Origin of the sequence: Lentzea sokolovensis, assembly GCF_033949975.1 — a bacterium.
Lineage (GTDB): Bacteria > Actinomycetota > Actinomycetes > Mycobacteriales > Pseudonocardiaceae > Lentzea > Lentzea sokolovensis.
On sequence record NZ_JAXAVU010000012.1, the window covers coordinates 1 to 12,666 of the forward strand.

10 protein-coding genes are annotated in these 12,666 nt (G+C 69.0%); 3 read left to right on the plus strand and 7 right to left on the minus strand.

The features are described 5' to 3' along the window. Positions 1–248: 248 nt before the first annotated feature. The 6 genes from SK854_RS28550 to SK854_RS28575 all read right to left on the minus strand — a co-directional run bounded on the left by SK854_RS28550 (position 249) and on the right by SK854_RS28575 (position 8,133). The gene (locus SK854_RS28550) at positions 249–1,376 is read right to left on the minus strand and encodes a sensor histidine kinase (protein WP_319978210.1); all 1,128 of its coding nucleotides are present in this window, start codon (positions 1,374–1,376) and stop codon (positions 249–251) included. Positions 1,377–1,379: 3 nt separating this feature from the next. After that, positions 1,380–2,063, minus strand: a complete 684-nt coding sequence (locus tag SK854_RS28555; protein WP_093599437.1) for a response regulator transcription factor — start codon at positions 2,061–2,063, stop codon at positions 1,380–1,382. A 46-nt stretch (positions 2,064–2,109) separates the two neighbouring features. Beyond that, positions 2,110–2,751 (minus strand): SPFH domain-containing protein, encoded by a 642-nt coding sequence (locus SK854_RS28560; RefSeq protein ID WP_319978211.1) that lies wholly within the window; start codon positions 2,749–2,751, stop codon positions 2,110–2,112. Positions 2,752–2,975: 224 nt separating this feature from the next. After that, positions 2,976–4,880 (minus strand): 1-deoxy-D-xylulose-5-phosphate synthase, encoded by a 1,905-nt coding sequence (dxs, locus tag SK854_RS28565; RefSeq protein WP_319978212.1) that lies wholly within the window; start codon positions 4,878–4,880, stop codon positions 2,976–2,978. A 62-nt stretch (positions 4,881–4,942) separates the two neighbouring features. Next, a complete protein-coding gene (locus SK854_RS28570; RefSeq protein WP_319978213.1) occupies positions 4,943–6,148 on the minus strand; it encodes a class I SAM-dependent RNA methyltransferase in 1,206 nt (401 codons plus the stop codon). Next, positions 6,145–8,133, minus strand: a complete 1,989-nt coding sequence (locus SK854_RS28575) for an APC family permease (RefSeq protein ID WP_319978214.1) — start codon at positions 8,131–8,133, stop codon at positions 6,145–6,147. The genes SK854_RS28570 and SK854_RS28575 overlap by 4 nt, the downstream gene beginning before the upstream one ends. An 82-nt stretch (positions 8,134–8,215) precedes the next feature. Here SK854_RS28575 and SK854_RS28580 point away from each other — a divergent pair, with 82 nt between their 5' ends. Beyond that, positions 8,216–8,878, plus strand: coding sequence for a potassium channel family protein (locus tag SK854_RS28580; RefSeq protein WP_319978215.1), 663 nt, complete (start codon positions 8,216–8,218; stop codon positions 8,876–8,878). After that, positions 8,878–9,534 carry a potassium channel family protein gene (locus tag SK854_RS28585; protein WP_319978216.1) on the plus strand — a complete coding sequence of 219 codons (657 nt, stop codon included), beginning with the start codon at positions 8,878–8,880 and terminating at the stop codon, positions 9,532–9,534. The genes SK854_RS28580 and SK854_RS28585 overlap by 1 nt, the downstream gene beginning before the upstream one ends. Here SK854_RS28585 and SK854_RS28590 read toward each other — a convergent pair. Next, the gene (locus tag SK854_RS28590) at positions 9,531–10,025 is read right to left on the minus strand and encodes an RICIN domain-containing protein (protein ID WP_319978217.1); all 495 of its coding nucleotides are present in this window, start codon (positions 10,023–10,025) and stop codon (positions 9,531–9,533) included. The two genes, SK854_RS28585 and SK854_RS28590, sit on opposite strands and share 4 nt — an antisense overlap. 89 nt (positions 10,026–10,114) lie before the next feature. Between SK854_RS28590 and SK854_RS28595 the strand changes: the two genes are divergently transcribed. After that, complete coding sequence (locus SK854_RS28595) at positions 10,115–12,661, plus strand: AAA family ATPase (RefSeq protein WP_319978218.1); 2,547 nt, start codon at positions 10,115–10,117, stop codon at positions 12,659–12,661. Positions 12,662–12,666 lie beyond the last annotated feature (5 nt).

Consider the following 12,666-nt stretch of genomic DNA (forward strand, 5'->3'; position numbering starts at 1 on the left):
CTCATCTCCGAGGAGAGTCACTTCCGGGGCTGTGTCAAGCTTAGAAGTCTTTCGCCGCACTCCGTTCCGGCTGTGTTTCCCGGCCCGTTCCGTGCTGGCATGGAGAAATTTACACGGGGCCCCCAGGAGATCCAAATCGGGGGTCACTAACGGCGTAACCGCAGGTCAGGCACTACGCGGACGGCCCAAACCTGCCAAGATCGACGCAGAGTGTGACCGGGACCACGCCGACAATCTTGTATCCAGGCTCAGCGGGGTGCGGCCGGCAGGTGCACGGAGACCGACAGACCACCGGTCGGCACGGCCACTGCCTGCGCAAACCCGCCGTGAGCGGCCACCGCGGCACGCACGATCGAGAGTCCGAGCCCCGTGCCGGACTGGCTGGTCCGGTCCTTGCCCCCGCGGCGGAACGGCTCGAACAGCTCCTCCACGCGATCCGGCGGGATCAGCTGACCGGACGACGACACCCGCAGCACCGACCACTGCGGCCCCGTCTCCACCACGGTCTCGATCCATCCGCCGACGTGGTTGTGCCGGATGGCGTTCTCCAGCAGGTTGCCGGCGATGCGCTCCAGCAGCGCGGGATCCCCGACCGCGAGCGCCGGTACGCACCGGAACACCGCGCGCAGGTTCCGTGCCTCGGCCTCGGCCCGTGTCGCCTTCCACGCGGACTCGACCACAGCGGACAGATCCACCGGCTCACGCACAGCAAGCCCGATCCCGTCCGTACGTGCGAGCAGCAGCAGCGCCGACACCAACTGTTCGGCACGCTCCCCCGCCGCACGCACGACACCGGCCATGCGTCGCAGCTCTTCGACGTCGGCGTCCGGATCGGACAGAGTCACGTCCAGCTCCGTGCGCACCACCGAGAGAGGAGTGCGCAGTTCGTGCGATGCGTTCGCCACGAACCGGCGCTGCGAGTCGAAGGCCGCTTCCAGCCGGTCGAGCATCGAGTCGAACGTGTCCGCGAGCTCCGCGACCTCGTCACGCGGACCCTCCAGCCGCAGCCGCGACCCCAGCGACTCCGCCGACAACCGGCGGGCAGCACCCGTCACGTCGTGCAGAGGCTTCAAGACACGGCCGGTGAACGTCCACGCTAGGACAGCAGCAGCTACGACCATGCACGCGAACGCGATCAACCCGGCGCGCAGCAGGTCCTGACGCGCGGTGGCCGTCAACGCGTCGGTCAGCACCTTCACGGTGACGGTGACGCCGTCGACCGTGACCTGGGTGTCGGAGGGGAATGACGGTGACGAGTCGAAGACCCGCCCGACCAGCGTCCAGCCGAGGAAGAGCAGGACAGCACTCACCACGGCGACGAGCGCGGTGGTGAGCAGCGTGATCCGGAGACGCAGTCCTGGCCCGCGTCGTCGCACAGGTCAGTCCTCTGCAGAGCCGTTCGAGGCACTGGGAACCCGATAGCCCGAGCCCACGACGGTGTCGATGATGCCCGGCTCGCCCAGCTTCTTGCGCAACGTCATCACGGTGACGCGCACGGTCGTGGTGAACGGATCGGCGTTCTCGTCCCACACGCGCTCAAGCAGCTCCTCGCTGCTGACGACCGATCCCTTGGCCGCGAGCAGCACCTCGAGGACCCCGAACTCCTTGCGGGTGAGCTCGATCGGCTGCCCGCCGCGCGACACGGTGCGCCGCGCCGGGTCCAGTTCGACGTCCTGAGCAGCGAGCACGGGCGGCGTCGCCGGGGTGGCGCGCCGGGCCAGCGCCCGCACGCGCGCGACCAGCTCGGGGAACGCGAACGGCTTCGCGAGGTAGTCGTCCGCGCCCAGCGACAGGCCGGACACGCGATCCTCGATGGACCCGCTCGCCGTCAGCATCATGACCCTGGTGAGCGCGCCGGAGCTGAGGATCTCCTTGCACAGCTCGTCGCCGGACATCCCGGGGAGGTCGCGGTCGAGCACGACCACGTCGTACCGCGTGACGGTCGACTTCTCGTGCCCGCTCTCGCCGTCGTAGGCGACGTCCACGGCCATGCCTTCGCGCCTCAGGCCGCGAGCGATCGCGTCGGCCAGAGGCGCCTCGTCCTCGACTACCAGAATCCGCACGCCTCAAAGGTGCCACATTCACCTGAGAAGGCGCTTAACGACACCTTCACGACCTCCGTGCAGGCCGATCGACAACGACGGTAGAGGCCGTCTGCAGCGCACGAATCTCCAGCAACGCCGGGTGCTCCTCGGCCAACCGGGCCGCGTTGAGCAACGAGCGCAGCGCCGCCGTCTCCCCGCGTGCCCGCTCCAACGCCGCACGTCCCTCCGACGCGGCCACCAACTCCGCCAGAGCGGCTCGACGCAGCTCACCGGGCATCACGACATCGCGCACGGCCACATCGGAAACCGATACACCCAGCTCAGCAGCCCGTGCGGCCACACCGGCCAGTACCTCGGCAGCAATGGCGTCACGCTCAGCGTCAACTGCGGAGTGTGCGCGCGTGAGGACCGCACCGCGCAACGCCAGCTGCACGGCCGTGTAAAGCTCCGCCTCAGGTCCAGCGGACGCCACCACGAACGTCGTCGCCGAGGACACGGCCCAGCGCACGACAACGGTCACACGGACCAGCACGCCGTCAGAAGTAGGTACGTCCTGTGCGGCAGGAGTCATCGTGCGCGGACGAACGTCGACACGGTGCAGCACGACGTGCCGCGGGAACTTGTGCTGGCCGGGCTCCACCTCACCCGCCAGAACACCGCGATCGAACCGAACACCCCGCTCCCACGGGTACAACGTGTGCTTCATCGTCTCCACCTCGTCCGGACAGACCACGACCCCGGCCGGCGGGGCGGCGAACGGGAGTCCACAAGGGACTCGCAAAGCTCGTCGCCCCCGTGTGCGACCGGGGTCGTGGCGCTCAGGAGTTGAACCTGGTGCCTCTCAGCGCCATGCGCTCGCCCCGACAGCGGAACCCGGCGAGGAAGTCCTGCCGGGCCGCGGAAGGCGGCGCGAGGTGGAGATTAGCCGAACTACTTCTCCGCGGGCGCGTCGATTTCCACAGGCAGGCACTCCAGGCGAGCAGCCCACTCCGTCACGCGCCGTGCGACGTCCTGCGCGGTGATGCCGCACAACGCCAGCACTTCGCCACGGTCACCGTGGTCGTGGAAGCGCTGCGGCAGAGCGATGTCGCGCAACGGCACCTCGACATCGGCATCGCGCAGCGCGGCCGCGAGCGAGGAGCCGAAGCCACCGTGCCGGCCACCGTCCTCGACCGTCACCACGAGCTTGTGCGACGCGGCCATCTCCACGAGGTCCACCGACATCGGGTAGATCCACCGCGGGTCGACGACCGTCACGCCGATGCCCTGGTCCTCCAGCCGTTGCGCGGCCTCGAGACCAAGCCCGCCCAACGCGCCCACGGTCACCAGCAGCACGTCGTTGCCCGAACGCCGAAGCACGTCCACGGAACCCACGCGCTCCAACGCGGGCAGGTCCGGGCCGACCGAGGCCTTCGGGTAGCGGATCACCGACGGCGCGTCCGAGATCGCCACGGCCTCGCGCAGTTCCTCGACCAGCGTGCCGGCGTCACGCGGCGCCGCCACGTGGACGCCGGGGATGACGCCGAGGATCGACATGTCCCACATGCCGTGGTGCGACGCACCGTCCGGACCGGTGACGCCGGCCCGGTCCAGCACGACCGTGACGCCCTGCTTGTGCAGTGCGACGTCCATCAGCAACTGGTCGAACGCTCGGTTGAGGAACGTCGCGTAGACGGCCACGACCGGGTGCAGACCGCCGATCGCCAGACCGGCGGCGGACGTCAGCGCGTGCTGCTCGGCGATGCCGACGTCGAAGAAGCGCTCCGGGTACGCCTTGGCGAACGGGTCGAGTCCGGTGGGCCCCTGCATCGCGGCGGTGATCGCCACGATGTCGGAACGCTCGCGGCCGACCTGCACCAGCGCGTCGGAGAACACGTGCGTCCAGGTCCGGCTGGACGGTTTGACGTCCTCGCCGGTGATCGGGTCGATGACGCCGGTGGCGTGCATCTGGTCGGCCTCGTGGTTCTCGGCCGGTGCGAACCCCATGCCCTTGCGGGTGACCGCGTGCACGATCACCGGGCCGCCAAACGACTTCGCGCGCTGCAGTGCGGCTTCCAGCGTCGCCATGTCGTGACCGTCGACCGGGCCGATGTACTTGAGGCCGAGGTCCTCGAACATCGCCTGCGGCGCCAGCGCGTCCTTGATGCCGCGCTTGGCGGCGTGCAACGCGGCGTAGAGAGGCTTGCCGAAGAACGGCGTCTGCTGCAACGCGCTCTTGCCCTTCTCCAGCACGCGCTCGTAGCCGGGACGCAGCCGCAGCGACGACAGGTGGTCCGCGAGACCACCGATCGTCGGTGAGTACGAGCGGCCGTTGTCGTTGACCACGATCACGACGGGACGGGTCTTGTCCGCCGCGATGTTGTTCAACGCCTCCCAGCACATGCCGCCGGTCAGCGCGCCGTCGCCGACGACCGCGACCACGTGGCCGTGGGCGCCGTTGATCTGCTTCGCCTTCGCCAGGCCGTCCGCGTAGGACAGCGCCGTCGAGGCGTGCGAGCTCTCCTGCACGTCGTGCTCGGACTCCGACCGCGACGGGTAGCCCGACATGCCGCCCATCTTGCGCAGCCGGTCGAATCCGTCACGGCGGCCCGTGACGATCTTGTGCACGTACGACTGGTGACCGGTGTCGAACACGATCGGGTCCTGCGGCGAGTCGAAGACCCGGTGCAGTGCCACGGTCAGCTCGACGACACCCAGGTTGGGGCCCAGGTGCCCGCCCGTCTTGGACACCTTGTCGACCAGGAAACGCCGGATCTCCTCACACAGGCGCGACAGCTGCGCCTCGTCCATCCGTTTCAGATCAGCTGGTCCGTGCACGGACTCCAGCAGGGTCACCACGCCCACCTCACTCCTGAAGACTTCGGCTCAGTCTACGGAGACGCGACTGAGACGCTGCCTCAGCTCGTCTCAGGCACGAGCAGGGCGATGCACTCCATGTGATGGGTCATGGGGAACGCGTCGAACGCCCGCAGCTCCGCGAGCCGGTACCCCTGAACTGTGAATTCGGCCAGGTCGCGGGCCAGAGCGGCGGGGTCGCAGGCGACGTAGACGACCCGTTCGGGACGGCGTCGTGCGACTTCAGCCACAACGACCTTGCCCGCCCCCTTGCGAGGGGGGTCGAGGACCACGACATGAGGGTTCTCGACGGGCAGTTTGCGGGTCACGGCGAGCTCCACCTTGTCCGCCACCCACTCCACCTGGGACATGCGGCGGAGGTTGCGCCGGCCGTCCTCCACGGCACCGGGGAAGGACTCCACGACCAGCACGGATCCGTTTTCGCCGACCTGCCGTCCGAGCACGGACGCGAAGAGCCCCGCACCGCCGTAGAGGTCCCACGCGCGTTGCCCCGGCTCGGCCGCGGCCCACTCCCCCACGACGGACGCGAACGTGTCCGCGGCGGCCGGGTGGACCTGCCAGAAACCATCCGCCGAAACTCGCCACTTTCGTTGGGCGGCGGTCTCGACGGCCGTACCGGTTCCGGCGCGTCGCGTGGTGTGTCGGCCACGCACCTCACCCACATGACGGTTGCCGTCACCGTCCTGGACGATCGTGAGCTCCTGTGCCCGCCACTTTCGGTCGGTCACCGACTCGACCATGCCCGGCTTGGAGATCACACAGTGGTCGATCGGGATCACATCGTGGGAACGCAGGCCCCGGAAGCCCGGCCTCCCGTCGCGGCCGACGGCCATCCGGATCCGGGTCCGCCACTCCAGCGGACCGCCCGGCAGCGCCTCCACGACCACGTCGCGTTCGATCTTGGCGAGCCTCGACAGCTGCTCGCGGACGACCTCGGCCTTCAGCTCCCGTTGCGCGTCCCACGAGACGTGCTGGAAGTCGCAGCCGCCGCACATCCCCGGTCCGCTGAACGGGCACGGCGCCTCGACGCGGTCCGGTGACGGCTGCAGGATCTCCACGGCGTCCGCACGGCAGAACGAGCCGCCGTTGTCCTCGTACACGGACACCACAACGCGTTCGCCGGGCAGCGCGTGACGCACGAACAGAACGCGCCCCTCGTGCCGTGCGACGAAGTGCCCGCCGTGGGCGACAGGTCCTACTTCTACTTCGAACTTGCGTCCGGTCCAGTCTTCTTTGGTGGTGCTCATCGGTCGTCAAGTCCCCTTCGGACAGCGCCGGGCGCGATGACGTCCTTGTCCTTGACCTTCTTCACCGAGGACTCGAGCTGCCACGGGACACTGGTCACCATCACACCCGGCTGGAAAAGCAGCCTTCCCTTGAGCCGCAACGCGCTCTGGTTGTGCAGAAGCTGCTCCCACCAGTGGCCGACGACGTACTCGGGGATGAACACCGTAACAACGTCGCGCGGGTTGTCCGACTTGACGCGCTTGACGTAGTCGAGAACGGGCTTGGTGATCTCCCGGTAGGGCGACTCGATCACCTTGAGCGGGATCTTGAAGTTCTCCTTCTCCCACTCCGCGACGAGCCGGCGCGTGTCGCCGTCGTCGACGTTGACGGTGACGGCCTCCAGCACGTCCGGACGCACGGCCTTGGCGTAGGACAACGCCCGCAGCGTCGGCATGTGCAGTTTGGACACCAGCACCATCGCGTGGTTGCGCGCGGGCATCGTGCGCACGCGCTCCTGCTTGCGGAGCTCCTCGGCGACGGTGTCGTAGTGCTTGCGGATCGCGGTCATCAACGCGTAGATGGCGGCCATCGCGGCGATGGCGATCCACGCGCCCTTGGTGAACTTGGTGATCAGCACGATGATCAGGACGGTCGCGGTCAGCGCGAGACCGAACGTGTTGATGGCCTGCGAACGCCGCATCCGCCGGCGCGCCTGCTCGTCGGTCTCGGTCTTGAGCAGCCGGTGCCAGTGCTTGATCATGCCGAGCTGGCTGAGCGTGAACGACACGAACACACCGACGATGTAGAGCTGGATCAGGCGGGTGACCTCGGCGTCGAACGCGATCACCAGCACGACCGCGAACCCGGCCAGGAAGATGATGCCGTTGGAGAACGCCAGCCGGTCGCCGCGGGTGTGCAGCTGCCGCGGCAGGTAGCGGTCCTGGGCGAGGATCGAGCCGAGCACCGGGAAGCCGTTGAACGCGGTGTTCGCGGCGAGCACCAGGATCAGCGCGGTGACGCCGGCGATGAAGTAGAAGCCGGGCGGGAAGTTGTCGAACACGGCGTGCGCGATCTGCGCGACCATCGTCTTCTGCTCGTAGCCCGCCGGGGCGTTGGTGATCTGCTGCGCCGGGAACTCCGCCATCCGCACGTCGGTCAGCTGGGCGAGGATGATCAGGCCCATCAGCATGACCACCGAGATGGTGCCCATCAGCAGCAGCGTCGTCGCGGCGTTGCGGGACTTGGGCTTGCGGAACGCGGGCACGCCGTTGCTGATCGCCTCGACACCGGTGAGGGCGGCGCAGCCGGACGAGAACGCCCGCAGCACCAGGAACACGAACGCGAGTCCCATCAGGTGGTCCTGCTCGGCGTGGATCTCGAGGCCCGAGCTCTCCGCCCGCATGTCGTCGCCCATCACGAAACCGCGGAACAGGCCGTAGCCGATCAGTCCGAAGACACCGATCATGAAGGCGTAGACCGGCACGGCGAACGCGCTGCCGGACTCGCGGATGCCGCGCAGGTTCACCGCCGTCAGCAGCACGATGGCCGCGACCGCGAACTCCGCCTTGTGGGTCGCGACGAACGGGATCGCGGAGCCGATGTTCGCCGCGGCCGCCGAGATCGACACCGCGACCGTGAGGATGTAGTCGACGAGCAGGGCGCTCGCCACGGTGAGTCCCGCTCTGCGGCCGAGGTTGACGGTCGCGACCTCGTAGTCGCCACCGCCGGACGGGTAGGCGTGCACGTTCTGCCGGTAGCTGGCGACCACGGTGAGCATCACCACGACGACCGCGACCCCGACCCACGGCGCCATGGTGTACGCGCTCAGGCCCGCCACCGACAGCATCAGGAAGATCTCCTCGGGCGCGTACGCGACCGACGACATGGCGTCGGAGGCGAACACGGGCAAGGCGATGCGTTTGGGCAGGAGGGTGTGCGCGAGGCGATCACTGCGGAACGGCCGTCCTACCAGGAGGCGTTTGGCAGCGGTGGCGAGCTTGGACACCGGCAGAGCGTAAGGGGTCCGCTCACCGGGACGGGCTAATGCTCGGTAGGTTCTGCGGAGAGTTCGCCTGAGGAGGCATGTCGTGCACGTGGTGATCATGGGGTGTGGCCGGGTGGGGGCGTCCCTGGCCAGGGCTCTGGAGCGACTCGAACACCAGGTCGCCGTGATCGACAAGGACCCGCAGTCGTTCCGCAGGCTGGGCAGCGACTTCCACGGGCAGCAGGTCGTCGGCAATGGTTTCGACCGCAATGTCCTGATCGAGGCGGGTGTCGAGCGCGCGGGCGCGTTCGCGGCGGTCTCCAGCGGTGACAACTCGAACATCATCTCGGCGCGGGTGGCGCGCGAGACGTTCGGAGTCGAGCACGTCGTCGCGCGCATCTACGACCACAAGCGTGCCGCGGTGTACGAGCGACTGGGAATTCCGACCGTGGCGACGGTGCCGTGGTCGACCGACCGGTTCCTGCGGATGTTGCTGCCCGAAGGCGCGGCGACGGCGTGGCGCGACCCGTCCGGGACCGTGGCGGTGCTGCCGATCGAGGTCGACGAGGCCTGGGTCGGGCGGCCGGTGCGCGAGCTGGAAGAGGCGATCGGCGCGCGCGTGGCGTTCGTGATGCGCTTCGGCACGGGCGTGCTGCCGGACGCCAAGACCGTCGTGCAGGCCGACGACACCATCTACGTGGCGGCGCTGTCCGGCACGATCACCGACGTCGCGGCGGCGGCGCTGCAGGCACCGGAGGAGAGCTGATGCGGATCGCTATCGCTGGTGCGGGAGCGGTGGGGCGGTCCATCGCGCAGGAGCTCGTCTCGGACGGGCACCAGGTCATGCTCATCGAGCGGGACCGCAAGCACTTCGACCCGAACTCGGTCGAGCAGGCCGAATGGGTGCAGGCCGACGCGTGCGAGTTGTCCTCTTTGGAGGACGCGGGCATGCACCTGTGCGACGTGGTGATCGCCGCGACCGGTGACGACAAGGTCAACCTCGTGGTGTCGCTTCTGGCCAAGACGGAGTTCGCGGTCCGTCGCGTCATCGCGCGTGTGAACGACCCGACGAACGAATGGCTCTTCACCGAGTCGTGGGGTGTCGACGTCGCCGTGTCGACGCCACGACTGTTGGCCGCCATGGTCGAGGAGTCCGTGACGATCGGTGACGTCGTACGGCTGATGACGTTGCGTCAGGGCCAGGCGAACCTCGTGGAGATCACGCTCGACGAGTCGACGCCGTTCGCCGGCCGTGCGGTCTCGGAGCTGGAGCTGCCCCGTGACGCCGCTCTGGTGACGATCCTGCGTGGCGGGCGGGTCATCGTGCCGCAGCCGGACGACACGCTCGAAGGCGGCGATGAGCTGTTGTTCGTCACCACCGCCGCCGTCGAGCAGGACATCAAGACCGCACTGGGGTACTAGGCCCACCAGTACTGGTTGCCGCCTCCGTGGCAGTCCCACAGCTGCACGGAGGCGCCGTTCCACCAGTTCGCGCCCGCGATCTCGACGCACCGGTTGCCGGACTGCCACGACCGGATCCGGCCGACCTCCGCGGTCGTCGAGGCGGGTCGGTAGAACAGCTGGAAGGCGTTGTTGCTCGCCTGGCAGTCGTACATCTGCAGGTGGGCGCCGTTGTCGAGGTTACCCCAGGCGGCGGTGAGGCATCTGCCGCCGTCGGCGTTGCGCAGTCTCAGCCCGTCCCAGTACCAGCGCTGGGTGAGGGCGTTCTGGCAGTCGACCATGATGACGCCGGCACCGTTCTGCCCGGTCGCCGCCGTCATGCACCGGCCGTTGAACTTCGACTGGACGTAGATGGTGTTCTGTGCCTGCGCCACGGAGGACGTCACAAAAACGCCACCGGCGACGAGGGTCAGTGCCGCCAGGATCGCGGCCTTGCGTTTGAGAAGGTTCATGGACTTTCGACGCCTGCCGCTCACCGCCTGATACAGGGCATGCTCGTCCGGTCCGGTATCTGCGCATCGGAAGCGAGCACTTACCACCTGTGAGCGATCAGCTGCCCCTGGTCGGGCGCGAGAGAGAGCTTCGGACCGCGTTGCGTGCGCTGGCCGTGGACGGCGCGGTGCTGCTGTCCGGCCCTCCGGGCGTGGGCAAGACACGTCTGGCCGCCGAGGCTCTCACCGCCGTGCCGCACCCGGTGGTGCGTTGTTACGCCACGGTCGCCACGTCCCGGATTCCACTCGGCGCGATCGCGTCGCTCGTGCCCACCGATCTGTCTGCCTCGCGGGGGTCGATCCTGCCGTCGTCGTCCGTGCGCGCGGCCGCTGAGCATCTCTCTCGTGGCGGGCGGCGAGTGTTGTCGGTCGATGACGCGCATCTGCTCGATGACGCGTCGTTGTTGGTGTTGCAGCATCTTGTGCGTCACCGGCTGACGCGGGTCATCTGCACCGCGAGGCCCGGTTGGGGCATGGAGGGGCTGGCCGTCGTCGGGGTGGACGCGCTGGACCAGGAACGTGCGGGCGCGTTGCTGGCGACGGCTCTCGGCGGACCTGCCGACACCTCGACGCGGCACCTGGTGTGGGCGAACAGCCAGGGAAATCCGTTGTACCTCAAGGAACTCGTCGCCGCGGGCCGGCACTCCGGCGCGCTGACGGAGACCGTGGGCGGGTGGAACTGGAGCGGACCGCTGGAGCTGTCCGGGCGGCTCGCCGAGCTCGTCGACCTGACGCTGGGACGGCTCGCGGAACCGCAGCGGCGGGCGTTGGAGCTGCTCGCGTACGGCGAACCGCTCGAACCCAGGTTGCTGCCAGTTCCGCAGGACCTCGTCGACATGGGGTTCGTGCGCGTCGGTGACGACGGACGCGCACGCGTCGCGCATCCGCTCTACAGCGCGCGCTTACGAGCGACGTGCCCGACTTTACGGGCGCGAGCGCACCGCCGTGCGTTGGCCGATCGGCTGGAATCGGAAGGCGCGAACCGGCCTGATGACGCGGTGCGCGTCGCGACGTGGCGGCTCGACAGCGGGACGGCCGAGTCGCCGGACGTGCTGGCCCGGGCTGCCGAGCACGCACTGTCCGCTCAGGACTGGGAGCTCGCGGAACGGCTCTCGCGCGCCGCCATGGCGCGTGGGGCGACATCACGAGTGGGGCTCGTGCTGGGTCTCGTGCTCATGTACCAACGTCAGTGCGCACAGGCTGAGGAAGTGCTCGCCGAGACCATGGCGGCGGGCGGCGACGTGCTGACGGTGATCCAGGTCGGCTGTGCGCGCGCGTACAACCTGTTCTTCGGCCTCGGTGACGAGGACGCCGCCGTGGCCGTGCTGGATCTCGTCACCGCACGGGAGCTGCCGGCCGAGTCGGAGCACGCGGTGCTGTTCTTCGCGCTGACGTTCGCGCTGGAGGCCGCGCCGTTGGGAATCGCACGGCTCGGCGCCGAGCTGCTGATCGCCGAGGGCGGCTGGGCGGCGACGGCGGGACGACAGGTGCTGGCGTTCGCCGACCAGTTTGCGGGCCGCTACACCGAGGCCATCGCACGGGTCGAGGACAACCATGAGGCCGTGCTGGCGACAGCGGGACGGTTCCCGTCGTTGATGAGCGCGGCGAACGGTGTCCGCAACGAGAGCACTCTGCGGTGCGGTGATCTCGTAGGTGCGGAGAAGCGTGGCGCGCAGGCGTTGGCCGAGGTGATCGAGGAGGACCGCTGGTCGGTCACGCAGGTGCCGCCGCGGGTGCTGCTGAGTCAGAGCGCCCGGTTGCGGGGAAGGGCCGCGTCGGCGGTGCGGATCACCGCCGAGGGCGTTCCGGACCCGGCCGCGCAGCCGATGATGTGGGACGTGTTGCTGCTGGCCGAGTTCGCGGCCGGTGCGGCGTTGCAGGGGCAGTCGGATCGCGCTTTCCGTGCCTTGGCTCGCGCCGAAGCCGGGTTGCGTCCCGCGTGGCGTATCGCGCAGTTCGCCGTGGGTGCTGCACGGTCGTGGGTGCTCGCGGGCGCCGGGCGCGTCAACGAGGCGATGCAAACCGCGTTGGACAACGCGACCTTGGCTCGGGCGCACGGTGCCTATTCCGAGGAGATCGGGTCGCTGCACGACGCCGCACGGTTCGGTGCGGACACCTCGCCTCGCCTTCTGGAGCTCGCGAAGTCGCGTAAGGATCCGCTCACGACCGCGTACGCCTCGCACGCCCAGGCGCGCGCGTTGCGTGACCCGGCGGGGTTGGAGGAGGTGGCGGCGGCGTTCACGGCGTGCGGTGCCACGTTGTACGCGGCCGAGGCGCTCGCGGAGGCCAGCAGGCTCTCGCGGTTGCACGACCGGCCTCGTGACGCGGACCGGCTGGAGCGGCAGGCGGCGGCGCTCGCGGAGTCGTTCGACGGCGCGACCACGCCCGGTCTGGTGGTGACGAGCACGCTCGCCGCGTTGACGCCACGCCAGTTGGAAATCGCGCGGCTGGCCGTGGCCGGGCTGACGAACGTGGAGATCGGCGAACGGCTCGCGATCGCCAAACGCACCGTGGACAACCATCTGCACACGACGTACGCGGCGGTGGGCGTGACGGGACGGGGTGGCTTGCGCGCGTTGTTCGGCCAAGGCGCGTAAATCGA

Coding starts and splice junctions, on each gene's coding strand:
- SK854_RS28560 (WP_319978211.1), bottom strand. CDS start 2,751: ATGAAGCACACGTTGTACCCGTGGGAGCGGGGTGTTCGGTTCGATCGC.
- SK854_RS28570 (WP_319978213.1), bottom strand. CDS start 6,148: ATGAGCACCACCAAAGAAGACTGGACCGGACGCAAGTTCGAAGTAGAA.
- SK854_RS28585 (WP_319978216.1), top strand. CDS start 8,878: ATGCGGATCGCTATCGCTGGTGCGGGAGCGGTGGGGCGGTCCATCGCG.
- SK854_RS28590 (WP_319978217.1), bottom strand. CDS start 10,025: ATGAACCTTCTCAAACGCAAGGCCGCGATCCTGGCGGCACTGACCCTC.